Source organism: Rhizobium leguminosarum bv. trifolii WSM2297 (assembly GCF_000271845.1).
The window spans coordinates 2935706-2959197 of record NZ_JH719395.1; the positions used below are offsets into that span (position 1 = coordinate 2935706).

Annotated in this window: 20 protein-coding genes, 1 tRNA gene and 1 pseudogene; 11 read left to right on the forward strand and 11 right to left on the reverse strand. The window is 61.6% G+C overall.

The window, feature by feature from the left end; translation table 11 throughout:
• Positions 1-29: 29 nt before the first annotated feature.
• On the forward strand, positions 30-1244 hold the full coding sequence (locus RLEG4DRAFT_RS29505; protein WP_003582265.1) for an SGNH/GDSL hydrolase family protein: 1215 nt from the start codon (positions 30-32) through the stop codon (positions 1242-1244).
• 31 nt (positions 1245-1275) lie between these two features.
• Here RLEG4DRAFT_RS29505 and RLEG4DRAFT_RS29510 read toward each other — a convergent pair whose 3' ends face one another.
• The 3 genes from RLEG4DRAFT_RS29510 to gltB all read right to left on the reverse strand — a co-directional run bounded on the left by RLEG4DRAFT_RS29510 (position 1276) and on the right by gltB (position 8522).
• Positions 1276-1890: a hypothetical protein gene (locus RLEG4DRAFT_RS29510; RefSeq protein ID WP_003582268.1), complete on the reverse strand. Its 615-nt coding sequence runs from the start codon at positions 1888-1890 to the stop codon at positions 1276-1278.
• Between the two features lie 231 nt (positions 1891-2121).
• The gene (locus RLEG4DRAFT_RS29515) at positions 2122-3576 is read right to left on the reverse strand and encodes a glutamate synthase subunit beta (RefSeq protein ID WP_037094344.1); all 1455 of its coding nucleotides are present in this window, start codon (positions 3574-3576) and stop codon (positions 2122-2124) included.
• A 221-nt stretch (positions 3577-3797) separates the two neighbouring features.
• Positions 3798-8522 (reverse strand): glutamate synthase large subunit, encoded by a 4725-nt coding sequence (gene gltB / locus RLEG4DRAFT_RS29520; protein WP_003582272.1) that lies wholly within the window; start codon positions 8520-8522, stop codon positions 3798-3800.
• Between the two features lie 533 nt (positions 8523-9055).
• Here gltB and RLEG4DRAFT_RS29525 point away from each other — a divergent pair.
• Positions 9056-10108 carry a threonine aldolase family protein gene (locus RLEG4DRAFT_RS29525; protein WP_003582274.1) on the forward strand — a complete coding sequence of 351 codons (1053 nt, stop codon included), beginning with the start codon at positions 9056-9058 and terminating at the stop codon, positions 10106-10108.
• A gap of 49 nt (positions 10109-10157) precedes the next feature.
• On the opposite strand, the gene RLEG4DRAFT_RS29530 is transcribed toward RLEG4DRAFT_RS29525, so the two are convergent.
• On the reverse strand, positions 10158-11012 hold the full coding sequence (locus tag RLEG4DRAFT_RS29530) for a LysR family transcriptional regulator (protein ID WP_003582276.1): 855 nt from the start codon (positions 11010-11012) through the stop codon (positions 10158-10160).
• A gap of 92 nt (positions 11013-11104) precedes the next feature.
• Here RLEG4DRAFT_RS29530 and RLEG4DRAFT_RS29535 point away from each other — a divergent pair, with 92 nt between their 5' ends.
• The gene (locus RLEG4DRAFT_RS29535; RefSeq protein WP_003582278.1) at positions 11105-12109 is read left to right on the forward strand and encodes a bile acid:sodium symporter family protein; all 1005 of its coding nucleotides are present in this window, start codon (positions 11105-11107) and stop codon (positions 12107-12109) included.
• A gap of 59 nt (positions 12110-12168) precedes the next feature.
• Here the strand turns inward: RLEG4DRAFT_RS29535 and RLEG4DRAFT_RS29540 are convergent, their stop codons facing one another.
• Complete coding sequence (locus tag RLEG4DRAFT_RS29540) at positions 12169-12639, reverse strand: Hsp20 family protein (protein ID WP_003582280.1); 471 nt, start codon at positions 12637-12639, stop codon at positions 12169-12171.
• Positions 12640-13163: 524 nt separating this feature from the next.
• Between RLEG4DRAFT_RS29540 and RLEG4DRAFT_RS29545 the strand changes: the two genes are divergently transcribed.
• On the forward strand, positions 13164-14138 hold the full coding sequence (locus RLEG4DRAFT_RS29545) for an alpha/beta fold hydrolase (RefSeq protein WP_003582282.1): 975 nt from the start codon (positions 13164-13166) through the stop codon (positions 14136-14138).
• A 10-nt stretch (positions 14139-14148) separates the two neighbouring features.
• Here the strand turns inward: RLEG4DRAFT_RS29545 and hisN are convergent, their stop codons facing one another.
• On the reverse strand, positions 14149-14922 hold the full coding sequence (gene hisN, locus RLEG4DRAFT_RS29550) for a histidinol-phosphatase (protein WP_003582284.1): 774 nt from the start codon (positions 14920-14922) through the stop codon (positions 14149-14151).
• A 276-nt stretch (positions 14923-15198) separates the two neighbouring features.
• Positions 15199-16080: an N-formylglutamate amidohydrolase gene (locus tag RLEG4DRAFT_RS29555; RefSeq protein ID WP_003582286.1), complete on the reverse strand. Its 882-nt coding sequence runs from the start codon at positions 16078-16080 to the stop codon at positions 15199-15201.
• A 186-nt stretch (positions 16081-16266) separates the two neighbouring features.
• On the opposite strand from RLEG4DRAFT_RS29555, the gene cpdR1 reads away from it, so the two are divergent.
• The 5 genes and pseudogenes from cpdR1 to RLEG4DRAFT_RS29580 all read left to right on the forward strand — a co-directional run bounded on the left by cpdR1 (position 16267) and on the right by RLEG4DRAFT_RS29580 (position 19542).
• A complete protein-coding gene (cpdR1, locus tag RLEG4DRAFT_RS29560; protein WP_003542883.1) occupies positions 16267-16629 on the forward strand; it encodes a response regulator CpdR1 in 363 nt (120 codons plus the stop codon).
• An 84-nt stretch (positions 16630-16713) separates the two neighbouring features.
• Positions 16714-16788: transfer RNA gene (locus RLEG4DRAFT_RS29565), tRNA-Val, on the forward strand.
• 137 nt (positions 16789-16925) lie between these two features.
• Positions 16926-17119, forward strand: a pseudogene (locus RLEG4DRAFT_RS58735) (hypothetical protein).
• 520 nt (positions 17120-17639) lie between these two features.
• On the forward strand, positions 17640-18683 hold the full coding sequence (locus RLEG4DRAFT_RS29575) for a porin (protein ID WP_003582288.1): 1044 nt from the start codon (positions 17640-17642) through the stop codon (positions 18681-18683).
• Between the two features lie 364 nt (positions 18684-19047).
• Entirely contained in the window at positions 19048-19542 is a 495-nt protein-coding gene (locus RLEG4DRAFT_RS29580; RefSeq protein WP_003582290.1) for a hypothetical protein, read from the forward strand.
• Positions 19543-19648: 106 nt separating this feature from the next.
• On the opposite strand, the gene RLEG4DRAFT_RS29585 is transcribed toward RLEG4DRAFT_RS29580, so the two are convergent.
• Positions 19649-20371, reverse strand: a complete 723-nt coding sequence (locus RLEG4DRAFT_RS29585) for a hypothetical protein (protein ID WP_003582291.1) — start codon at positions 20369-20371, stop codon at positions 19649-19651.
• A 217-nt stretch (positions 20372-20588) separates the two neighbouring features.
• Between RLEG4DRAFT_RS29585 and RLEG4DRAFT_RS29590 the strand changes: the two genes are divergently transcribed.
• On the forward strand, positions 20589-21101 hold the full coding sequence (locus RLEG4DRAFT_RS29590; protein WP_003582292.1) for an MgtC/SapB family protein: 513 nt from the start codon (positions 20589-20591) through the stop codon (positions 21099-21101).
• Positions 21102-21156: 55 nt separating this feature from the next.
• Here RLEG4DRAFT_RS29590 and RLEG4DRAFT_RS29595 read toward each other — a convergent pair whose 3' ends face one another.
• Both RLEG4DRAFT_RS29595 and RLEG4DRAFT_RS29600 read right to left on the reverse strand, forming a co-directional pair.
• The gene (locus tag RLEG4DRAFT_RS29595) at positions 21157-21336 is read right to left on the reverse strand and encodes a hypothetical protein (RefSeq protein ID WP_003582293.1); all 180 of its coding nucleotides are present in this window, start codon (positions 21334-21336) and stop codon (positions 21157-21159) included.
• Positions 21337-21398: 62 nt separating this feature from the next.
• Complete coding sequence (locus RLEG4DRAFT_RS29600; protein ID WP_033179672.1) at positions 21399-21629, reverse strand: hypothetical protein; 231 nt, start codon at positions 21627-21629, stop codon at positions 21399-21401.
• Positions 21630-21974: 345 nt separating this feature from the next.
• On the opposite strand from RLEG4DRAFT_RS29600, the gene RLEG4DRAFT_RS29605 reads away from it, so the two are divergent.
• Positions 21975-23066 carry a DUF475 domain-containing protein gene (locus RLEG4DRAFT_RS29605; RefSeq protein ID WP_003582295.1) on the forward strand — a complete coding sequence of 364 codons (1092 nt, stop codon included), beginning with the start codon at positions 21975-21977 and terminating at the stop codon, positions 23064-23066.
• A 202-nt stretch (positions 23067-23268) separates the two neighbouring features.
• On the opposite strand, the gene RLEG4DRAFT_RS41040 is transcribed toward RLEG4DRAFT_RS29605, so the two are convergent.
• The gene (locus RLEG4DRAFT_RS41040) at positions 23269-23439 is read right to left on the reverse strand and encodes a hypothetical protein (protein ID WP_003582296.1); all 171 of its coding nucleotides are present in this window, start codon (positions 23437-23439) and stop codon (positions 23269-23271) included.
• Between the last annotated feature and the right edge of the window lie 53 nt (positions 23440-23492).

Below are 23492 nucleotides of genomic sequence, written 5' to 3' on the forward strand. Positions count from 1 at the left end.
CAAGATTGCCGGCAGATGCGGAACTGCCCATGACGAAGAAAACTGTCCGGACCCCAATCCGTTGGCTTGTGCTCGCCCTGGCGGCGGCTTCGCTGTGCCTTGGCGCGCTTACGCCTGTGCGTATGGCCGAGGCTCAGGAGCAGCAGCGTTATCAGCGCCGTTCGATCCTCGACTTCTTCCTCGGCCGGCGCTACCTCGAGGATAGCCCTCAGACTCCCGACGCACCGCAGCCGAGGCGCCAGCAGCGCAAGAAACCACCAGCACCGAAGGCCATCGTCAACACCCGCACCGCGCCGCCGCTCCGTGCGCCGGTGCAAGAGGAGCCTGCGGTACAGAAGCTCGGCGATGCCAAGAAAATCCTGATCGTCGGCGATTTCCTGGCCAGCGGCCTCGGCGACGGCCTGACCGCCGCCTTCGAGACCTCGCCCGGGGTCGTCGTCGAAGCCCGCGGCAATGTCTCATCGGGTCTCGTCCGCGATGATTATTATAACTGGCCGGAACAGCTGCCGCAGATGATCGACGAACTGAAGCCGGCAATGGTCGTCGTCATGATCGGCGCCAACGACCGCCAGCAGATGGTGACCGATACCGCCAAGGAGAAGTTCCGCACCGACGGCTGGTTTTCCGAATATCGCCGCCGGGTCCTTTCTTTCGGTAAGGAGGTCACCGACCGGAAGATTCCGCTGCTCTGGGTTGGCCTTCCCGCCTTCGAATCCGATCAGATGACCGCAGATGCCGTTCAGATGAACCAGCTCTACCGCAACCAGGTCGAAAGCATCGGCGGCGAATTCGTCGACATCTGGGATGGTTTCGTCGCTGAAAACGGCAGCTTCATCGTCACCGGTTCGGATGTGAACGGCCAGCAGGTGCGCCTGCGCACCTCCGATGGCATCAACCTGACCCAGGCCGGCCGGCGCAAGCTTGCCTTCTACGTGGAAAAACCTGCGCGACGTCTTCTCGGCACGCAGGCAAGCCCCGATTTGGTCCGCCTCGACTCCAGCAGTCTCCCCGGTCTCGGCCTCCCCGCCAATCCGGTCGAACATACCGTGCCGATCAGCCTCTCCGACCCCAATCTCGACGGCGGCGCCGAGCTTCTCGGCGCCGGGCCACCACCGATGGTTTTGACGCGATCGCCCCGCGACCTTCTGGTGGAGCAGGGCGAGATGACGGCCGCACCACCCGGCCGCGTCGACGATTACCGCCTGCCTGCGGCAAAGACGCCGGCCGAAGTCTCGGTGAAATGAAAAGTCGCGGCAGCCTTCGGTTACGTCCCATTTACGTCGTCTTCGCCTGCGGCCAACTCAAATAGTAGTAGTTCGAGCCGATCAGGCCGAAGAAGGCGTTACTGTCGGTCGTCTGGTCGATATAGCTGCCGTTTTGCTTGACGAAAGCGCCGTCGGCGCCGCGTTCGAGATGCGCATCGAGATAGTCGCTCCAGCCGCTGACATCGATCTCCTTGCCGGCCCTGCTTTCGGTATCGGCCTCATCGGGATCGTCGACATCCCAGGCGGTGATCGATACGCCCTGCGTCGGATCGGCGACGGTCAGTGTGCCCGCTGCCAGCGCGGCCAGCATGTCGTGGGCCTTGCCGCTCTCACCTTCCGCCGCAGCGGCATCCTGCAACTGCTGCTTCAGCATCGACATGAAGGAGGCGCTGGTCACGTCGGCCTCATCGGACGTCTCGTTCTGGGATGAAAGAGTGTCGAGCAATCCTGACAGGGCTTGGTTGGAAAGCAGCGAGGCGGAGCTCGAATCGAGCCCGTAGCTGCTCAGGATACTGGCGGCCGACGAACTCTGCGTATCCTGCGAACTGTCGTCGCCGGGGCCGCGAAGGTTTTTCAGGGCATATTGGGCCGAAACCAGCCGGGTGGTGTCAACTGCTGAAACCATTTGAAAAATCCTGATGAAATGCCTATGCGGCCGAAACGGCGGGGGGCCTCCGCTCCGGTCGCCGCCGGCTCTTCCTGAACTCGGCGTCCGGCGGAAAACCTCGCTTCCCGGCATTGCTTGAAGCTTGCGGCGGAGGCCGGCGCGTCAAGCGGTCGCACCAGCGTATATCCCAAACAAAAAACTCCGCCGGAGGGCGGAGTTCTTGTCTCGGAATCTCTATGCGCCCTGCGATCAGTTCGGCAGAACCGTCGAGCCCATCAATGCCTCGTCGATGGCACGCGCCGCCTGGCGACCTTCGCGGATCGCCCAAACCACCAGCGACTGGCCGCGGCGCACGTCGCCCGCTGTCCAGAACTTGTCGACCGAGGTCTTGTAGTCGCGCTCGTTGGCGACGACATTGGTCGAGCCGCGCTTGTCGGTGTTTAGCGTCAGCTTGCCCTCGAGTTCCTTCAGCACGCTTGTCGTGAACGGGCCGCGGAAACCGATGGCGATGAAGGCGAGATCGGCGCGGATGACGAATTCCGTGCCCGGAACCGGCCGCCGGCGCTCGTCGACCTCGCAGCATTTCACCCCGGTCAACACGCCGTCTTCGCCGACGAATTCGAGTGTCGCCACCTGGAATTCGCGCACGGCGCCCTCGGCCTGCGAGGAGGAGGTGCGCATCTTCGTCGCCCAGAAGGGCCAGACGGCAAGCTTGTCTTCCTTCTCCGGCGGCTGCGGCCGGATGTCGAGCTGGGTGACCTTGACGGCTCCCTGGCGGAACGCCGTGCCGACGCAGTCCGAAGCCGTGTCGCCGCCGCCGACGACGACGATATGTTTGGCGCCGGCAAGGATCGGGTCCGACGGCCAGCCGACGCTGTCGATGTTCTCACGCCCGACGCGGCGGTTCTGCTGCACCAGATAGGGCATCGCATCATGCACACCGGCAAGGTCCGTTCCCGGAATACCCGCCTCGCGCGGCGTCTCGGAGCCACCGCAGTAGAGAACGGCATCGTGATCGGCGAGCAACTGCTCGACCTTGACGTCGACGCCGACATTGACGCCGCAATGGAAGGTGACGCCCTCGCCCTTCATCTGCTCGACGCGGCGGTCGATGAAGTTCTTCTCCATCTTGAAATCGGGAATGCCGTACCGCAGCAGGCCGCCGGGCTTGGTCTCGCGTTCGTAGAGATGCACCTCGTGGCCGGCGCGGCCGAGCTGCTGGGCGGCCGCCATGCCGGCAGGGCCGGAGCCGATGACGGCGACCTTCTTGCCGGTATGGACCGTTGCCGGCTGCGGCCGGATGAAGCCGAGTTCATAGGCCTTGTCGGCGATCGCCTGCTCGACCGTCTTGATGGCGACCGGCGCATCCTCGAGATTCAAAGTGCAGGCTTCCTCGCAGGGCGCCGGGCAGACGCGGCCGGTAAACTCCGGGAAGTTGTTGGTCGAATGCAGGTTGTGGATCGCCGCTTCCCAATTGTTGTTATAAACAAGGTCGTTCCAGTCGGGGATCTGGTTATGAACCGGGCAGCCGGTCGGGCCGTGGCAATAGGGGATGCCACAGTCCATGCAGCGCGCGGCCTGTTTCTGCACTTCCGGGTCCGACATCGGGATCGTGAACTCACGGAAATGACGGATACGATCCGACGCCGGCTGATACTTCGCCACCTGCCGGTCGATTTCCAGAAACCCTGTTACCTTACCCATATCTTCGTCCCTTACCCTCATGACCGCCTCACCGCAGCCAATCTGTCTATCGTCAGTCCCGGTAACCGGGGCAAGTTGCTTCTCTTGACCGTCATTGGAACATGTCCTCTGAAACATCCGTGCGATCTGGACGGCTTTCCGCCGTCGGCATCACGGGGTCGTCGGGATGTGTCCGTCATCCGCCACATCAGGTCAGCGGATGACGGCTGTCCCGGTGCACATCATTCCGCGGCAATGCCCATCCGGCTGCGCTCCATTTCCTCAAGCGCACGACGGTATTCGACCGGCATGACCTTGCGGAACTTCGGTCGGTAATCGGCCCACCTGTCGAGGATCTGCTTGGCGCGGGCCGAGCCCGTATAGTGCAGATGGTTGGAGATCAGCTGGTAGAGGCGCTCCTCGTCGTGGCGCGTCATGTCGCCCGAGACGTCGACGCGTCCCTTGTGCATGAGATCACCGCCGTGATGATGCAGTTTCTCCAGCATGTCATCCTCCTCGGGCACCGGCTCGAGTTCGACCATCGCCATGTTGCAGCGGCTGGCGAAATCGCCGGTTTCGTCGAGCACATAGGCGACACCGCCGGACATGCCGGCCGCAAAGTTGCGGCCAGTCGCGCCGAGCACAACGACGACGCCGCCGGTCATATATTCGCAGCCATGGTCGCCGACACCTTCGACGATGGCGATCGCACCCGAATTGCGCACGGCGAAACGTTCGCCGGCCACACCGCGGAAGTAGCATTCGCCCTCGGTCGCACCGTAAAGCACGGTATTGCCGACGATGATCGAGTTTTCAGCGACGATCCGCGAATTTTCCGGCGGCCGGATGATGATCTTGCCGCCCGAAAGCCCCTTGCCGACATAGTCGTTGCCGTCGCCGATCAGGTTGAAAGTGACGCCGCGCGCCAGGAAAGCGCCGAAGCTCTGGCCCGCCGTGCCGCGAAGCGTCACATTGATCGTGTCTTCCTTCAGCCCGCGGTGGCGGTAACGCTTGGCGACCTCGCCGGAAAGCATCGCGCCCACTGAACGGTCTACGTTCTTGATGCCGACCTCGAAGGCAACGGGTGTCTTGGCGGTCAGTGCCGGCTGTGCCTGCTCGATCAGCACGCGGTCGAGAATATCGTCGATGGGGTGCTTCTGCCGGCTCGTCCAGAAGGTCTCCCCCTTGGGGGCGTCGACCTTGTGGAAGATGCGGCTGAAGTCGAGGCCCTTGGCCTTCCAGTGCGACAGCATCTCGTCCTTCTCGAGCAGCTCCGAAGCGCCGATGATCTCGTCGAGCCGGGTGAACCCGAGCGAGGCGAGGATTGCGCGCACTTCGTTGGCGACGAAGAAGAAGTAGTTGATGACGTGCTCCGGCGCGCCCTTGAAGCGCTTGCGCAGCACCGGATCCTGTGTCGCCACACCCACCGGACAGGTGTTGAGATGGCACTTGCGCATCATGATGCAGCCGGCCGCAATCAGCGGCGCGGTGGCAAAACCGAATTCGTCGGCGCCGAGCAGCGCCCCGATGATGACGTCGCGGCCGGTCTTCAGACCGCCGTCCACTTGCAGCGCGACGCGCGAACGCAAGCCGTTCAGCACCAGCGTCTGCTGGGTTTCGGCAAGGCCGATCTCCCAGGGGCTGCCGGCATGCTTGAGCGAGGTCAGCGGCGACGCACCCGTGCCGCCGTCGAAACCGGCGACGGTGATATGGTCGGCGCGCGCCTTGGCGACGCCGGCTGCAACCGTGCCGACACCGACTTCCGAGACCAGCTTGACCGAAACGTCAGAGGTCGGATTGACGTTCTTCAAATCGTAGATCAGCTGCGCCAGATCTTCGATCGAATAGATGTCATGGTGCGGAGGCGGCGAAATCAGGCCGACGCCCGGCGTCGAGTGACGGGTCTTGGCGACCGTCGCATCGACCTTGTGGCCGGGCAGCTGGCCGCCTTCGCCGGGCTTGGCGCCCTGCGCCACCTTGATCTGCAGCACGTCGGCATTGACCAGATATTCGGTGGTGACGCCGAAGCGACCCGAGGCAATCTGCTTGATCGCCGAACGTTCCGGGTTCATCGAGCCATCGGGCAGCGGCATGTAGCGGTCGGACTCTTCGCCGCCCTCGCCGGTGTTCGACTTGCCGCCGATCCGGTTCATGGCGATCGCCAGCGTCGTATGCGCCTCTCTGGAAATCGAGCCGAAGGACATCGCGCCTGTCGAGAAGCGCTTGACGATATCAACCGCCGGCTCGACCTCATCGATCGACACAGGCTTGCGGCCGAGCGCCTCGGCGCTCTTGATGTTGAACAGTCCGCGGATCGTGTTCATGCGCAGCGCCGAATTGTTCACCATATCGGCGAATTCGCGGTAGCGGTCCTCGGCATTGCCGCGCACGGCATGCTGAAGGGCGGCGACCGCATCCGGCGTCCAGGCATGGCTTTCGCCGCGCATGCGGTAGGCATATTCGCCGCCGATATCGAGCGTCGTGGCAAGTAACGGATCCGTGCCGAAGGCGGCGTTGTGGCGGTCGACGGTCTCGGCGGCGATCGCCTCGAGGCCGACGCCTTCGATCATCGTCGCGGTTCCGAAGAAATACTTGTCGACGAGTTCCGATTGAAGGCCGATCGCATCGAAGATCTGCGCGCCGCAATAGGATTGGTAGGTCGAGATGCCCATCTTCGACATCACCTTGAGGATGCCTTTGCCGACCGCCTTGATGTAGCGGTAGACGACTTCGGAAGCATCCACCTCCTTCGGGAACTCGCCCTTGGCATGCATGTCGAGCAGCGTGTCGAAGGCGAGATAGGGGTTGATCGCCTCGGCGCCATAGCCGGCGAGCAGGCAGAAATGATGCACTTCGCGCGGCTCGCCGGTTTCGACGACGAGACCGACCGAGGTGCGAAGCCCCTTGCGGATCAGGTGATGATGTACGGCGGCTGTCGCCAGCAATGCAGGAATAGCGATTCTATCCGGCCCGATCTGGCGATCGGACAGCACGATGATGTTATAGCCGCCCTTGACGGCCGCTTCCGCGCGTTCGCAGAGCCGGTCGAGCATTTCGGGCATGCCGGCAGCACCACGCTCGATATCATAGGTGAAATCGAGCGTCTTGGTGTCGAAACGGTCTTCCGTATGGCCGATCGAGCGGATCTTTTCGAGATCGCCGTTGGTAAGGATCGGCTGACGCACTTCGAGCCGCTTGGCGTTCGCCGCCCCTTCGTGGTCGAGAATGTTCGGCCGCGGCCCGATGAAGGAGACCAGGCTCATCACCAGTTCTTCGCGGATCGGGTCGATCGGCGGGTTCGTCACCTGCGCGAAGTTCTGTTTGAAATAGGTGTAGAGCAGCTTCGGCTTTTCCGACATCGCCGAGATCGGCGTGTCCGTGCCCATCGAGCCGATCGCCTCCTGGCCGGTCGTCGCCATCGGCGACATCAGGATGCGGGTGTCCTCAAGCGTGTAGCCGAAGGCCTGCTGACGGTCGAGCAGCGACACGTCGCGGCGCAACGCTCTCGGCTCCACCGGCTTCAGCTCTTCCAGGATCAGCTGGGTCCGGTCGAGCCAGCTGCGATAGGGATGCGCTGTCGCGAGCTGCGACTTCACCTCGTCGTCGGAGATGATGCGGCCTTCTTCCATGTCGATCAGCAGCATCTTGCCCGGCTGTAGACGCCATTTCTGGATGATCCTCTCCTCCGGAACCGGCAACACGCCGGCTTCGGATGCCATGATGACGCGGTCGTCATCGGTGACGAGGTAACGCGCCGGCCGCAGGCCGTTGCGGTCGAGCGTCGCGCCGATCTGCTTGCCATCGGTGAAGGCGACGGCGGCCGGCCCGTCCCAGGGCTCCATCAGTGCCGCATGATATTCGTAGAAGGCCTTGCGTTCGGCGGCCATCGACTGGTTGCCGGCCCAGGCTTCCGGGATCAGCATCATCACCGCATGCGCCATCGAATAACCGCCGCGCACCAGGAATTCGAGTGCGTTGTCGAAGCAGGCGGTGTCCGACTGGCCCTCGTAGGAAATCGGCCAGAGCTTGGAGATGTCCTCGCCGAACAACGGCGAGGAGACCGACGCCTGACGCGCCGCCATCCAGTTGACGTTGCCGCGCAGCGTATTGATCTCGCCGTTATGGGCGACCATGCGGTAGGGATGCGCGAGCTTCCACGACGGGAAGGTGTTGGTCGAGAAGCGCTGGTGCACGAGGGCGACCGCACTTTCGAAACGCGGATCCGACAGGTCCTTGTAATAGACGCCGACCTGATAGGCCAGGAACATGCCCTTGTAGACCACCGTCGCCGACGACAGCGACACCGGATAGAAATTGCTCTCCTCGCCGTCGAACTCGTCATAGATACGGTTGGAAATCACCTTGCGCAGCGTGAACAACCGACGCTCGAACTCGTCGTTGTTTTCGGCATCGTCGCCGGCGCCGATGAAGACCTGCACATGATGCGGCTCGGTGGCAGCGATGTCGGGCGCCTTGGAGAGCGAAGAATTATCGACCGGCACATCGCGGAAGCCGATGAAGACCTGGCCCTCTTCGGTGATGACGTCGCTGATCACCTTCTTGAAGTGCTCGATCTGCTTTTCATCGCGCGGCATGAAGATATGACCGACACCATATTCGCCGGCCGGTGGCAGGGTAATGCCCTGCGCGGCCATTTCCTCACGGAAGAACCGGTCGGGGATCTGCACCAGAATGCCGGCGCCGTCACCCATCAGCGGATCGGCGCCGACGGCGCCGCGGTGCGTCAGGTTCTCGAGAATGAACAGGCCGTCCTTGACGATCTGGTGCGACTTCTGGCCCTTCATATGCGCGACGAAACCGACGCCGCAGGCATCATGTTCGTTGCGCGGGTCGTAGAGGCCTTGTTTCTTCGGCATGCCGGAGGCGGATTTGGACGTATTGGCCGTGGCGCGCACCTCTGCAGCAGCAAACCGGTCAAATTCCATGGATGGCGTCTTCGTCATCATCTTTCCTCCTGTCGAAGCCCGCGGGGCCGCGGGTGGCTTTTCGTCCTGCGCCGCAACCAAAATAGGTTCGGCGCATGACAGCGCTGTTGCATGGTGAAGATCGGCCGCAGACATCTGCTTACAAGGAAAGCAAACCGTCGCGTTCCGCGCCTGCCATTCGCCTCCGCGCGCCGCCTGGGGCTTGACGCTTGGGAGAACTATAGCGTGAAAGCCCGTCGCTGCCAGGGTTTTCGGCGCCTCTTCGGCCACAAGGGCCAAAATAGGACAGCAACACTGTCCTAATTCATCAGTTCTATGCCAGAAACGATCTCGGTCCGCAAGAGCGTCCCGTTAAAAATCGTGATTTTGCGACGGAAGATTGCCAGATAAACCCCGAATGCGAAATAAAATTACGCTTTGAAGCCTCATTCTTTTTATTGATTGCGTTATTCAATTTTCGTGATGTGTCAAAGGCGACAACCTTGATCCCGTGCGGCTTTGGCGTAAGGTCCGCTGCGAACCTCCCAGCGCATCCACTCCCCACGGTCTCAGCCATGTTCTTTGCTTCCGATAATTGGGCCGGCGCCCACAGATCCATTGCCGAACGCCTGCTGGCGGAATCGGCCGGATATGCTCCCGCCTATGGCGCCGGCGATCTCGACAAAAAGGTCGAAGCCCGCTTCTGCGAGATCTTCGAACGTGAGGTTTCGGTTTTCTTCGTCGCCACCGGCACAGCCGCCAACTCGCTGGCGCTGGCGAGCGTCCAGCGCCCCGGCGGCATCACCTTCTGCCATTCGGAAGCCCATGTGATCGAAGATGAATGCGGCGCGCCGGAATTCTTCTCGGGCTCCGCCCGCCTCATGGCCGTCGACGGCGAAGCCGGCAAGATCGATCCGGCCAGGCTTTCAGCAAAGATCGCGAACTTCCCCGAGGACGCCCTTCGTCATGGCCGTGCCAGCGCGGTGACCATCACCCAGACGACCGAGATCGGCACTGTCTATTCGCTGCCGGAGATCGGCGAGATCGCCGCCATATCGAGGAAGCGCAAGCTGCCGCTTCACATGGATGGCGCCCGCTTCGCCAATGCGCTGATCGCACTCGATGCGACACCGGCGGAGATGACCTGGAAGCGCGGTGTCGACATGCTGTCTTTCGGCGGCACCAAGAACGGCTGCTGGTGTGCGGAAGCGATCGTCTTCTTCAACCCGGATCAGGCGCGCGAAATGCCCTTCATCCGCAAGCGCGCCGCCCAGCTCTTCTCCAAGTCGCGTTTCATCGCCGCCCAGTTCGATGCCTATTTCCAAAACGGCCTCTGGCTCGATCTCGCCCGCCATTCGAACGGCATGGCCGACCGGCTGCGGGCCGGCATCGGCGCCAGCAACGCCGCCCGCCTCGCCTGGCCAACTGCTTCGAACGAAGTCTTTGCCGTCGTCAGCAAACATGCGGCTAAAACCGCCGAGGAAAAAGGCGCTAAATTCTACGAATGGCCGTTGCCGGCGGCAGCGCCCGAACTGGTTTCCGAAAACGAAATCCTGATCCGCCTGGTCACCAGCTTTGCGACGACGGAAGCCGACGTCGATGGTTTTCTCAAGTGCCTGGCCGCCTGACCATCTTCCGAGGCCTGCCTCCGGCGGGTCTTTCGGTGACGGTCGTGGCTCACACTGACGTCAGCCTTCTCACCTTCTGCAGAATATCGTCCGAAAGGGCGGCGACCAGCGCCTGATCCGCGCCTTTGCGCGGCACCAGCACGAATTCCACCTCTTCCAGCACCGGAAGTTTTCCAGCAGCGATCTCCTTCAGGCCCGAGGGCGCCATGCTGCGCGGCTGCACCAGCACGCCCATGCCGGCCCGCGCCGCCGCCGTCAATCCGCTGAGGCTCCCACACGTGCAGACGATCCGCCACGCCACACCATTCCGCCCCAGCGCCTCCAGCGCAATCGCCCGTGTGACGCTCGGCGGCGGAAAGGCGATCAGCGGCAGCGGGCCGGAGGCGAGCACACGGTCAGGATCGCGCGCCAGCCAGACGAGCGGCTCACGATAGACGAGTTTTCCGCGGTCATCGCCGAGCCGGCGTTTGGCGAGCACCAGATCGATCTCGCCATTGTCCTGCATTTCATAGAGGACGCCGGATAGTGCTACGGTCAGTTCCAGGTCGACGGATGGATGCGAACGAACGAAATCCTCCAGCACCGCCGGCAGCTGGCTGGTAACGAAATCCTCCGATACCCCCAGCCGCAGGCTGCCGCGCAGGCTGTTGCCCCTAAACAGCGACTGCACTTGCCCCTCGATCGAAAGCATGCTGCGCGCGTGCGACAGCAGCGCCTCGCCATCGCCGGTCAGGATGACCTTATGCGTATCGCGTGCCAGGAGCTTGCGCCCGAGTGTGGCTTCCAGCCGCTGGATGTGTTGACTGACCGTCGACTGGCCGAGGCCAAGCCTTTCGGCGGCGAGCGTAAAACTGCCCATCTGCTCGACGGCGACAAAACTGCGCAATTGCGAAAGGTCCAGCATGGATATCCAGTTTCTCGATAACTGTTATTCCTTGCATCCTGGATCGTAATGGACGACAAAACAAGGACTGTTTATCACGCCGCGAGACTGCCATGCGCCGCTTTCTGCCCGACACCTTCACCATCCTGCTCGTCTGCACGGTCATCCTCGCCTCGCTGCTTCCGGCAAGCGGGGCCTTCGCCGGCTATTTCGGCATCGCCACCGATCTTGCCATCGCGCTGTTATTCTTCCTGCATGGCGCCCGCCTCTCGCGTGACGTCGTCATTGCGGGTCTGCTGCACTGGCGCCTGCATCTCGTCATCCTGTTGACCACCTTCGGCATCTTTCCCCTGCTCGGCCTCGGGCTCGGCTTCATTCCCGACACGATCCTGCCGCAGCCGCTTTATCTCGGCATCCTCTTCCTCTGCGTGCTGCCGTCGACGGTGCAGTCCTCGATCGCCTTTACCTCGATGGCCGGCGGCAACGTGCCTGCCGCTATCTGCTCGGCCTCGGCCTCCAACATTTTCGGCATGTTCCTGACGCCGCTGCTCGTCGGCCTGTTGTTTTCCGTCGGCGGCCATGGCGGCTTCTCCTTCGACGCATTGCAGCAGATCCTGCTGCAGCTGCTTGCCCCCTTCATCGTCGGCCAGATCCTGCAGCCCTGGATCGGCGACTGGATTCGCGCCAAGAAAAAGATCCTGATGCCCGTCGACCGCGGCTCAATCCTGATGGTCGTCTATCTCGCCTTCTCGACGGCGGTGGTCGAAGGTCTATGGCACACCTTCTCGATCGCCGACATCGCCGTCGTCATCGTCGCCGATATGGTCCTTCTGGGGATCGTGCTGGTGCTGACGATGTTCGGCAGCCGCCGGCTCGGCTTCAACAAGGCCGACGAGATCACCATCACTTTTTGCGGCTCGAAGAAAAGTCTTGCAAGCGGCGTGCCGATGGCAAACGTCATCTTTTCAGGCCAGTCGATCGGCGCAATCGTTCTGCCGCTAATGCTCTTCCATCAGATCCAGCTGATGGTCTGCGCCGTCATCGCCCAGAAATACGCGGCCGCCGCGGCCCGCCGCGCAACGGAAAAAGAGATAAAGGAAGCCGCCAGCCCGGCCTGACCGGCAACAAAAAACGGCGCCCCGATGGAGCGCCGTTCTTTTACCTGTCACGGGAATAATTAGTCGTTGATGATCTGCGCCTCGATGGCCTTCGGAGCCTCGACCGGGTCTGCGGCAATCGCAATCTTACGGGGCTTCATGGCCTCGGGAATATTGCGCAGAAGGTCGATGTGCAGCAGGCCGTTCTTCAGCGAAGCGGCGGTCACCTCGACATGGTCGGCAAGCTGGAAGCGGCGCTCGAAGGCGCGCTTGGCAATGCCGCGGTAAAGGAATTCGCCGCTTTCGGCAGGTTCCTCGGCCTTTTCACCCTTGACGGACAGCACATGGGCATGGGCTTCGATCGAAAGTTCGGTCTCGTCGAAACCGGCAACCGCCATGGTGATCCGATAGGTATTTTCACCGGTGCGCTCGATATTATAGGGCGGATAGGTCTGCGCCTGCTCCGGCTGGGCAAGGCTGTCGAGCATGGTGAAGAGCCGGTCGAAACCGACGGTGGAACGATAAAGGGGAGAGAAGTCTACGTGACGCATGATGTCCTCCTGTGGAAGCGACGTGTTGCGATGAAATGCCCCTGAAACCCCATCTTTGGCGGCCTCGGGACGGTTGCGCGGGCCCTCTTCGGCACCCGCAGGAAGGAGATGGTGATGGGATTTGGAGAGTTCAAGGCCTTCCCGAAATCGCCCGACCGGCCCCGTGAACCCCGCATGAACAGCCGGTTCGGAGCGCATTCAGGCGCCTGCGCCTAGAGATCGCAGTGTCGGGTGAATCTGGTCCCGATGGCTGGAGTGCATCGTCCCTTCTTCTTCAGCCTCAAACTCGGCCGGCTGTGAGCACCCTCATGCTCCTGCCGGCCCTTTTCGCGCTTACAGCGTTGCTGGGTCGCCGCTTTCCAAGCCGGATGGCATGGGTTATCCCTAACGCATCGTGCTTCCGAAAATCGGAATCGATTTCCGGAAGCACGATGCGTAGATTCAGGGAGTTAGAGCGTCCTTTCCGAAGGGACGCACGGCGCTCTAATAGGCGAAGCAGTCAGCAGCGGCGCATTGGCAAAATCATGGATCAGGTTCTCTATTCGACGCCCGACAATCCCGCCCCGGAGAACCGCACGGAGGGGTTCTTCGAAACCCATGACGGCCACCGCCTGCGTTACGCCGTTTTCCGCTCCGGCGCCCAGGTCGCCAAGGGCACGGTCGTCATCCTGCACGGTCGCAATGAATATATCGAGAAATATTTCGAAACGATCCGCGACCTGACGGCTAGAGGTCTCTGGGTCGCCACCTTCGATATGCGCGGTCAGGGCGGTTCGTCGCGGCTCCTGAAGCGCCGCAATCACGGCCATATCCGCCGCTTCGTCGATTACGAACGTGATCTGGACACTTTCCTCGAAAAGGTGGTGCTGCCGGATACCCGCCTGCCCTTCTATCTGCTCGCCCATTCCACCGGCGGGCTGATCGCACTCTCAGCCGCTCCCTATCTCACCACCCGTATCGATCGTATGGTGCTGTCGGCGCCCTTTATCGGCCTGACCGGCCAGTCGGCCTCGCCCCGCGTCATCCGCGCCCTGGCTGGCACGTTGACGGCCATTGGTCTTGGTTCCTTGCCGCTGACCTCGAAACTGAAAGAGCCGGATTTCCGCGACAACCCGCTGACTTCGGACGAAACCCGCTTCGAGCGCAATGTCGCGATGATGAAGGCCCATCCGGAGCTGACACTCGGGCCGCCGACGGCCCGCTGGCTGAGCGAGGCTTTTCGCACGATGGACCGGGTCACCTCGCCCTACCATCTCTTCTCGATCACCATCCCGACCATCGTCATCGCTCCGACGCGTGACGGCGTCGTGCCCTACACCGCGCAGGAGCGCCTCTCGCGTTATTTCCGCGCCGGCCAGCTGGTGCCGATCAACGGCGCCCGCCACGAGATCTTCCAGGAACGGGATACCTACCGCGCCGCCGCGCTTGCCGCCTTCCACGCCTTCATTCCCGGCAGTGATGCCGAAGAAAACCAGGAGGTCGCCGCGCTAGGGACCTGAGCGGGATTGGCTAGCGCTGCAGCACGGCGATCGCCTGCTCGTAGACCGCCCGGCTGCCGGCGGCGATGATCGAGCCGCCATTCTCAGGCCGTCCGCCGTCCCAGGTGGTGATGATGCCACCTGCCCCCTCGATCACCGGAATGATGCCGCCGACGTCATAGGGCTTCAGGCTGTTTTCGATGACGAGATCGATATGGCCGGCGGCAAGCAGGGCATAGGCATAACAGTCGCAGCCGTAGCGGAAGAGCCGTACCTGGCTCTCGATCTCGCGGTATTTTTCCATCTCCTCGCCGGCGAAGAGATGCGGCGAGGTGGTGAACAGGATGGCGTTCGAAAGCGTCTCGCACTGGCGCGTCGCCAGCCGCCGTTCGCCCTCCGGCCCGCTATAGATCGAACCGTTCTGGTCGGCGAAATAACGCTCGCCGGTAAAAGGCTGTTCGATCATGCCCATGATCGCCCGCCCTTCTTTCTGCAGGCCGATCAGCGTCCCCCACACCGGCACGCCTGAGATGAAGGCGCGCGTGCCGTCGATCGGATCGATCACCCAGACATAGTCCCGGTCGAGACCAACATCGCCGTGTTCCTCGCCCAGAATGCCATGGTCGGGGAAATTCTCTTCGATCAGCGCCCGGATGGCGAGTTCGGCCGCCCGGTCGCCCTCGGTCACCGGATCGAAACCGGAGGAAAGCTTGTTGGTGACATCGAGGCCGGAGCGGAAACGCGGCAGCGTCTCGGCCTTGGCGGCCTCCGCCAGGCGATTGAAGAAGGAGCGGTCAGGAAGCATGGTCGATCCGTTTGGCTGGCGGGAGTGGCGCTTTTCATAGCGAAAAGCAGCCGGAATGCAAACTCGGCAGGCAATTTCAGTCCGGGTGCCCAAAGATGTCGCACCGCAATATATTGCTTGACATTTGTGCAATGCAATAGTAGCGTCTTCATACAGTCTTCTGACTGTAAATACCCTCCTTGGGTGTTTCCTCCCTAGACTTAGCCGCGCTCACAGGCGCGGTTTTTTTTGGCCGGGAGCACGAAGTCCAGGCGTCGGCGAAATCGAAAAATAGATTTATTCGGCCGCCAGCGCCTTATCGCCGGCGAATTTCTCGACATAATCCGCCATCTGCCGCATGAAGGCGGCGACGGCCTCGGCCACCGCGGCGAAATCCTCGCGCTTCTCCAGCGTCACCTCGTCGACATAGATTCCCCGGTTCACCTCGATCTGCAGCGCATGCAGGCCGCGCGAGGGCCGTCCGTAATGTTCGGTGATGAAGCCGCCGGCATAGGGCTTGTTGCGGATCGCCCCGAAGCCCATTTCCTCGAGGATAGCGATGGCGGCGCGCGAAAGTTCGGCCGAAGCGCTGGTGCCGTAGCGATCGCCGATGATGAAATCGGGCCGCGCGCTACAGCCGGCGACGCGCACATTGCCGGGCATCGAGTGGCAGTCGATCAGCACGCCGAAGCCGAACTGCACATGCGTTCGCGCGATCAGCCGCCGCAGCGTCGCATGATAGGGCTTGTAGACCGCTTCGACCCGGTCGAGCCCCTCCTGCACCGGCAGGCGCCGTGCATAGATCTCCATGTTCTCGGCGACGATGCGCGGAATGGTGCCGAGCCCGCCGGCGACCCTCAGCGAATTGATATTGGCATAGGGCGGCAGTAACCCGTCGAACATGCGCGGATCGAGTTCGTAGGGCTCGCGGTTGACGTCGAGATAGGCGCGCGGAAAGTTGGCGGCCAAGAGCGGCGCGCCGAGGGCGACGGCCGAACCGAACAGCTCGTCGACATAATGATCCTCGGAACGGCGGATGGCGATGCCCTCGAGCCTCGACTGTGCGATAAATTCCGGTGGATAAATGCGGCCGCTATGAGGGGAGTTGTAGACGAAGGGAATGGTCTGCGACACGGGCTCATGAACCTCAAAAAGCTCGTATTCGCGTATCTCCGGCACTTTCAGCCCTCTTTACCATGTCATGAACTGACTGCTTTGCGCATGTTGCCAGTTGCCCGGCCCCAAGTCCATACTATGTAGGAGGGATGCGGCCGCGCACAGGCAATTCACCGGTTGTTTACCGGGTAAAGACTAGTGTAAACGCTTGGCAGCCCACCAAAACTTATTGATCAGCGGTCTGGATTGATGACTCAGAAGATACTTCTCGCAGAAGACGACAACGACATGCGCCGCTTCCTGGTGAAAGCGCTCGAAAAGGCCGGCTACAAGGTCCTTTCCTATGACAATGGCGCGAGCGCCTATGACCGGCTGCGCGAGGAGCCGTTTTCCCTGCTGCTGACCGATATCGTCATGCCCGAGATGGACGGCATCGAGCTGGCGCGCCGCGCCACCGAACTCGACCCCGACCTGAAGGTGATGTTCATCACCGGTTTTGCCGCCGTGGCGCTGAACCCTGATTCGAAGGCGCCGAAGGATGCCAAGGTCCTTTCCAAGCCTTTCCACCTGCGTGATCTCGTCGACGAGGTCAACAAAATGCTTGCCGCATAAGGCTTGCCGGGCGGCGTGTCACAAAACTGAAAAAAGCCTATTGACGGCTCCGAAGGTTTTGTGATCTATGCGCCGCCATCGGATGGGCGTGTAGCTCAGCGGGAGAGCACTACGTTGACATCGTAGGGGTCACAGGTTCAATCCCTGTCACGCCCACCATCCGATCTCCCTGACATCGTTGACAGATCCCCGACCCGGGGATTTTCATTTCCTGAAACCGACACGCGTTGAATCGACCAGACCGGGCGGTTCAATCGGCTTTGGGATGCCCATCCACGCGGGAAGCAGGGAGACGTATGACGCAACGGTCGCGGATACGTAAAGCGATATCGATAATCCTCGGCCTCGCCCTGGCTGGGACTGGCCTTTTCGGTTTCGGTTATATGCAGGTCCATGTCGTCGAGGCGGTCAGCATCAAGGTTGGCTGATTCCGATCACGATATTCGCAGCTGGCGTAGCGATCCTTTGGGACGACTTCAAAAGTCCCTAACTCACGTCGCGTCAAACCTGATTCATGTGACGTGCTCTGGGTCTCTGTTTTTCCGCATGTCGCTGTCGCAACGCCGCTGCACAGTTTTGCGCCACATGCTTTAGCCAGCCGATTTCTGTCCGTTTGAGCGTGTCGCTGTCGTTCCGATCCGTTGCCTTGCTGCGACTCGTGCAGACAGCTGCGATGCCGTGCCCGCATATGAGAACGCGCTCATTCGAGCATCAATTGCACACCACTGCCGAGCGCTCAGCCCCTCGTTGCCTACCTATCCGGAAGCTGCGGTTTTGTGACGGACCGATGACAGGTTTGTGACAAAACGCGTGTTATTTCAGCAACATAGCTATACCGGCCTTGTGTCATGATCGATATCGTTATTGCGGCGCAACATGCCCTGTGTAACTTCCGCGGCGAGGCAGGCACCGACCAAAAGGTGCCGCTTCGCTCACACGGGGTGAAGACACGTAGGGACTGCCAATGGCAACGGTCTTCATCCTCTTGCATCTGAACTGGAGGTTATTCCATGAACATCAAGAGCCTTCTTCTCGGCTCCGCTGCTGCTCTCGCAGCAGTATCCGGCGCCCAGGCTGCTGACGCTATCGTTGCTGCCGAGCCGGAACCGGTTGAATACGTCCGCGTCTGCGACGCTTACGGCACCGGCTACTTCTACATCCCGGGCACCGAAACCTGCCTCAAGATCAACGGTTACATCCGTTTCCAGGTTGACGTCGCTCCGAACGCCAGCTCGATCGGCGCCGGCGGCGGCGGTTCTGTCCCCAACGACTCGGATTGGGACGCCCGTACGCGCGGCCAGGTTCAGTTCACCGCCAAGAGCGACACCGAATACGGTCCGCTGACCGGCGTTATCGTCATGCAGTTCAATGCTGACAACGCTTCGGCTCAGAAGGCTCAGCTCGACTCCGCTTACCTCGACATCGCCGGCTTCCGCGCTGGTCTGTTCTACAGCTGGTGGGACGACGGCCTCTCGGGCGAAACCGACGATATCGGTTCGCCGGTCACGCTGCATAACTCCATTCGTTACCAGTACGAGACCGAGGCCTTCTACGCCGGCATCAGCGTCGACGAGCTGGAAGACAGCCCGTTCTATAATGGCGAGACCCCCAACAACGTCGGCGTTGCCGTTGGTCTCGGCGGCAAGGCTGGTGCCTTCAGCTACCAGATCACTGCTGGCTACGACACCGACAACGAAGAAGGTGCCGTTCGCGCAATGGGTACGGTTGCTGTCGGTCCGGGCACGCTCGGCCTCGCAGTTGTCTACGCGACCAACCCGAACGCCTATTACAACAAGGCTGAATGGGCGATCGCTGCTGAATACGCCATCAAGGCGACTGACAAGCTGAAGATCACCCCGGCTGTTCAGTACTACGACAACTACGGTGTCACGGCTGGCGAGTTCAACGACGACGTTAACGCCTGGAAGGTCGGCCTGACACTCGACTACCAGATCGTTGACAACTTCGCGGCCAAGGTTTCGGTTCAGTACCTCGATCCGGACAATGCTGGCGACGTAACCTCGGGCTACTTCCGCCTGCAGCGCGCATTCTGATAAAAGGCTGCCGGCTCATTTAGACCGGCAGCTACAGATTCCTGATCTGACTGACCTCCGATCGGGAAAGAATGGGCCTGGACTTCCCTGCCTGGGCCCATTCCCCCTGACCAGAAATGCGTCCAAGACGGCAGGCGCTCTATCAGCGCCTTGCCACCGTCGTGCTGCACCTGTTTGTTGTCGATACCCCGCATCACCGCCATCACCGGAGCTTCTGACCGATCACCGAGCCGGCCCGGCCGCCGATGGAAACTTTCCGCCTCGGGGAATAACAGAACCAAATTTCGGACACAGAGCCATGCCATGGCCGAACCGAGGATGAGGTGGTGAGTCGCCTCGCCAGGACATGGGGTTTGAGATCGAAATGAAATTATCCGCGCCTGTTGCCGCCGCATTTTTTTCCGCCGCCCTCGCCTTGCCGGCCTCGGCAGCGCCGGCTGCTCCTGCCGAGACGTTTCCAGGCGCACCCGGCGTCATTACGCTTTCCGGCAAATGCGCCAAGCTTGTTGTCGCCAAGTTCGACGCCACCAAGGGCTGCAAGAACGAGCTTGCCAGCGTCACGCTGGTCAATGGCGTGGTCACCTTCATCTTCACATCTGACGGCAAGGCGCTCGGCTTTCAGGGCGATGGCAGCGGCATCAAACCCGCCTCCAACGGCAATGCCCGCCTGCCGCTCACGCTCGTCACCACGGGTGTCGGCAACAAGATGACGGGTCAGGTCAAGGTCGCCGGCTTCTGCACTTTCGGCAATCCCTATTCCGGCAAGCCGATTGCAATCGTATGCACGGCCGAGAGCAAGGATTCCTCCTTCGCCGGCAGCTTCCGCACCGGCGGCAAGCTGGTGAAAAAGGAAAAGTAGCGCAATTCCAATAAAAATGCGCGGCGGTGTTGCGTCCGGGATTGCGTGAAAACAAAGAGCCAGGGCATTTCCGTGATTCGAACAAAAACGATAAATGCTCTGGCCGTCAGGCGCACCACGCGCCGCCGGCAGCGCCGGGCTTGCGCGCCAGCCCCTCATTGATCAACTGCACGCCGAAAGAGCGCCCGTCGCGCGAGACGACGCGCGGCGCGCCCGAAGGCTCGGTCCTGCCTGCCGCATTCATGGTGAAGGGGCCGGCGTTCAGGAGCCCCAGCAGGCGCGACTTGGCGGCAAAGGCCACCCTGCGCTCGCCGTCACAGCGTGCCTGGTCGACGACAGGGCTTGCCATGTCGGCGATCACGATCTTCTCGCCCTTGTACCAGAAGACGCCGCCATCCCCGACGCAGTTGATATGGGCGCCCTGGCCGCAATAGCCGAAGGCGGCCGTCCCGGTTTCCGCCCCGGAAGAGGTCGAGACCGGCACGGCTTTGACCGGCTGAATCGCCGGCGTCGGGATCGTCGCCGGCGGCAGCAGCTGTGATTGTTTTACCGGCGGCGCGGCTTTCGGCGTCGGTGTGGCAAGCGCCACCTGCTTCGGCGGCACGTCCTTCCCGGCGGCAGGTCTCGGCTCCGCCGTCTCCCTCGTGACGGTTGCCGATTGCCGTGCAAGCATCGGCTGGATGCTCTTCCAATGGTCGTGAGCGACGATACCGCCGATAGCGGCAATGCCGATCACTGCCCAGGGCAGCAATCCGCCACCGCTGCTGCGCGTTTTGCTCTTTCCTCTCGCCGGCGCCTTGCGGCGGCCGCGTGTCGCTGTCTTGGCCATCTGTCCGATTCCCGTGAGGCCGGGATTATCGCCGCCCAATCCTTTCTGAAAGGTTGGCGCGGCGGCAGGACAGTGCCGGGTTCGCCGATCTTTGCCTCGAAAGACATGCGAGCAGCAGAAGCGCGGCGGCAAATTCATGCGCATGGGTGAAAAAAGCCGAACAAATCCAGCGCTCACACGTTAGCCAGCGAAAAATCATGCGTTTTAGGAAAAATCCATGGATCTGATTATCGCCGACATGATACCGGCGTCGCGTATCCACTATCCCGTCATCTTCGCCCGCCTACTCGGCGCCATCGTCTTCGGCGGACTGATCGGCTTCGAGCGTGAGGCACGCGACCGCCCGGCAGGCTTCCGCACCCATATTCTCATCAGTCTTGCCGCCGCCCTCTTCGCCATCATTTCGATCGAGGCGGTGCACATGCCGGGTTTTGCCGATGACGAGCAAGTAAGGATCGATCCGCTGCGCGTGATCGAAGCCGTGACCGCCGGCGTTGCCTTTCTTGCCGCCGGCATGATCGTCTTTGCCAGAGGCCGGGTGCATGGGCTGACGACGGGCGCCGGCACGTGGCTCTCCGGCGCGATCGGCCTTGCCATGGGTTTCGGTTATTGGCCGATCGCCTTCTTCACGACGCTGGCCGCCATCTGCGTACTCTTCGCCTTCGGCAAGCTCGAACAACGGTTCGGCTACAATTCCGCACGGCGCGCCGATCGCGATGGAGACCAGTAGAAAACCAGGCGCCCGGCATATGCCGGGCGCTCGTATCAACGTGACTGTCTGCTGGTCATTCCGAGCGTGCGGTCGGAGGATCGCTTTTCCGAACCGGTGCGGTGCCGCCAATGGAGACAGCAAGCGGCTTCTGCGGTTTGCCGATATTGATGCGTTCGTCCGCCGCCTCGCGCACGGCCTGCCATTCATTTTCGTGCCGGATAAAGATCTCGCGGGGCACAAAGTTGATCGTCATATTTTTTCTCACCCTGTTTTAATTCTGCGGTCAGCGCGCCAAGCAGGCTTGCGCAATGCCGGTTATTTCTTTGTCTCTGCATTACCCTTGATGTCGGGACCACCCTTGGAAAGATCCGCACCGGTAACGTGGGCCGGCACGTGAATGTCGTGATAGACGCCCGGTGTCAGCGTCAGGTCGACGTGATGCGGCGGCAGCACTTGCGCCTTCTGCATACGGTTCGGCTTCGCCCGCTTCATGCGGTCGGACGCCTCCGTGCGTTTGTCGGGAACGTGGGTCGAAGTGTGCATCATCGGCCTCCTTTTTTAAGCTCAACCAGGGTCTAACGAGCAGGCACCGGGATGGTTCCAAAAAAACACTTCATTTCGGTGCGGCCGTTGGCCTTGACTGGCCCAGGAAGTTGATTACCTAAGGCCTGTCCCGCAGCCTTCCAGACATCGGCTACGGGTAACTTTGGTGCCGGGCCCCTCTGGCGAGAGTTTTTACGGCGCTCTCGTGATGTCGGTACCGCCTGCAGCTTAGCCGGCGGATTTTTCATCGATGAACAAGCTCACCATGCCTTATCCGCATGCCCGTTTTGGCATGCCGCTTTTCTCCCACCCCCACTCCACCATGATTTGCGGCCGCGAGGTGCGGCCATGAACCAGCCCGTGACCCAGACGTCCTCGCTCAGCTATTTCCGCTGGGCCTTCATCGTCACCGCGCTCGGCCTCGTTCTTGGCGCCGTGCTCGGCTGGCAGACGACAGGCACGGTCGGCGGCATGGCGACCGTCTTCTTCATCTGCACCGTGCTTGCGGTGCTGGAGATCTCGCTGTCCTTCGACAATGCCATCGTCAACGCCAACAAGTTGAAGGAGATGACGCCGCTCTGGCAGAAGCGCTTCCTCACCTGGGGCATCATCATCGCCGTCTTCGGGATGCGCATCGTCTTTCCGCTGGCGATCGTCGCGATTGCGGCCAGGATCGGTCCCTGGGATGCGCTTGTGCTTGCCGCCCGTGAGCCGGAAGAATATGCCCGCATCATGAATGACGCGCATCTGCCGATCGCAGCCTTCGGCGGCACCTTCCTGATGATGGTCGGCCTCAGCTATTTCTTCGACAATGAGAAGAAAATCCATTGGTTCCGAGGCCTGGAAAAGGTGATGGCGCGCTCGGCCACCATCAGGGGCATCGAGATCGCATTCGTCTTGGCGCTGATGCTTGTTTTCTCCTGGCTGATCGGCGGCGAGGAGGCCAGCGTCTTCGTCCATTGCGCCATCTACGGGCTGCTCACCTTCCTCGCGGTCGAAGTGATTGGTGAGTTGCTGGATGCCTCGCAGCAGACGATGAGCGCTGCCGCCAAGGGCGGCCTTGGCGCCTTCATCTATCTCGAGGTCCTGGATGCCAGCTTCTCCTTCGACGGCGTCATCGGCGCCTTTGCCCTGACGCAGAACCTCTTCGTCATCGCTATCGGCCTCGGCATCGGCGCCATGTATGTGCGCTCTATGACGATCATGCTGGTGGAGAAAGGGACGCTTGCCGAATACCGCTATCTCGAGCACGGCGCCTTCTACGCCATCCTGATCCTCTCGGTGATCATGTATGCGCAGACCCTGGTGCACATCCCCGAAGTCATCACCGGGCTCGGCGGCGCGACCCTGATCGGTCTGTCGCTCTGGTCTTCCATTCGCCACAACAAGCGCGAGCAGGCGGAAGATCACGCTGCCCGGCAGGAAGAGCTTCACGCCTAGAGCAAATCCAGGAAAAGTGCGAAACGGTTTTCCGTCCGGAATTGCGTAAAAAAAGTTAGAGCGGTTCTGCGCTTCCGTGAAAAGCTGAAACGCTCTAATACCAGAGGCTGCGGTGCCCGGGCACTGCGGCGCCGCTTCAGACAAAAATAAAGCCCGCGACCATCCGGTTGCGGGCTATTTCATTCGTGCATGGCTTGAAGTTTTAGCGGGAGACCTGACCGAAGGAGGTCGGGTCAATGCCGAGTTCCTTGAGGTCGGAGGCGCGCGGCCGGCGGCCGGCTTCTACCGCGGCGCTGACAGCATTTGCGGCGCCAAGCACTGCAAATGCGCGACCAAAGAAACCCGTGCGGACTGAATTGCGGATGGCGGACATTGTCCATTTCCTTTTGTTTTGATTGACCGCTTATAGTTGGTATCGCGCAGATA

What these genes read in the sequence shown, in the direction of transcription:
- RLEG4DRAFT_RS29585 (WP_003582291.1), bottom strand. Translation starts at nt 20,371, where the DNA reads ATGGCCAAGACAGCGACACGCGGCCGCCGCAAGGCGCCGGCGAGAGGA.
- RLEG4DRAFT_RS29600 (WP_033179672.1), bottom strand. Translation starts at nt 21,629, where the DNA reads ATGATGCACACTTCGACCCACGTTCCCGACAAACGCACGGAGGCGTCC.
- gltB (WP_003582272.1), bottom strand. Translation starts at nt 8,522, where the DNA reads ATGATGACGAAGACGCCATCCATGGAATTTGACCGGTTTGCTGCTGCA.
- RLEG4DRAFT_RS29595 (WP_003582293.1), bottom strand. Translation starts at nt 21,336, where the DNA reads ATGACGATCAACTTTGTGCCCCGCGAGATCTTTATCCGGCACGAAAAT.
- RLEG4DRAFT_RS29530 (WP_003582276.1), bottom strand. Translation starts at nt 11,012, where the DNA reads ATGCTGGACCTTTCGCAATTGCGCAGTTTTGTCGCCGTCGAGCAGATG.
- RLEG4DRAFT_RS29505 (WP_003582265.1), top strand. Translation starts at nt 30, where the DNA reads ATGACGAAGAAAACTGTCCGGACCCCAATCCGTTGGCTTGTGCTCGCC.
- RLEG4DRAFT_RS41040 (WP_003582296.1), bottom strand. Translation starts at nt 23,439, where the DNA reads ATGTCCGCCATCCGCAATTCAGTCCGCACGGGTTTCTTTGGTCGCGCA.
- RLEG4DRAFT_RS29605 (WP_003582295.1), top strand. Translation starts at nt 21,975, where the DNA reads ATGAACCAGCCCGTGACCCAGACGTCCTCGCTCAGCTATTTCCGCTGG.
- RLEG4DRAFT_RS29590 (WP_003582292.1), top strand. Translation starts at nt 20,589, where the DNA reads ATGGATCTGATTATCGCCGACATGATACCGGCGTCGCGTATCCACTAT.
- RLEG4DRAFT_RS29540 (WP_003582280.1), bottom strand. Translation starts at nt 12,639, where the DNA reads ATGCGTCACGTAGACTTCTCTCCCCTTTATCGTTCCACCGTCGGTTTC.
- RLEG4DRAFT_RS29510 (WP_003582268.1), bottom strand. Translation starts at nt 1,890, where the DNA reads ATGGTTTCAGCAGTTGACACCACCCGGCTGGTTTCGGCCCAATATGCC.
- RLEG4DRAFT_RS29545 (WP_003582282.1), top strand. Translation starts at nt 13,164, where the DNA reads ATGGATCAGGTTCTCTATTCGACGCCCGACAATCCCGCCCCGGAGAAC.
- RLEG4DRAFT_RS29515 (WP_037094344.1), bottom strand. Translation starts at nt 3,576, where the DNA reads ATGGGTAAGGTAACAGGGTTTCTGGAAATCGACCGGCAGGTGGCGAAG.
- cpdR1 (WP_003542883.1), top strand. Translation starts at nt 16,267, where the DNA reads ATGACTCAGAAGATACTTCTCGCAGAAGACGACAACGACATGCGCCGC.
- RLEG4DRAFT_RS29535 (WP_003582278.1), top strand. Translation starts at nt 11,105, where the DNA reads ATGCGCCGCTTTCTGCCCGACACCTTCACCATCCTGCTCGTCTGCACG.
- hisN (WP_003582284.1), bottom strand. Translation starts at nt 14,922, where the DNA reads ATGCTTCCTGACCGCTCCTTCTTCAATCGCCTGGCGGAGGCCGCCAAG.
- RLEG4DRAFT_RS29525 (WP_003582274.1), top strand. Translation starts at nt 9,056, where the DNA reads ATGTTCTTTGCTTCCGATAATTGGGCCGGCGCCCACAGATCCATTGCC.
- RLEG4DRAFT_RS29580 (WP_003582290.1), top strand. Translation starts at nt 19,048, where the DNA reads ATGAAATTATCCGCGCCTGTTGCCGCCGCATTTTTTTCCGCCGCCCTC.
- RLEG4DRAFT_RS29575 (WP_003582288.1), top strand. Translation starts at nt 17,640, where the DNA reads ATGAACATCAAGAGCCTTCTTCTCGGCTCCGCTGCTGCTCTCGCAGCA.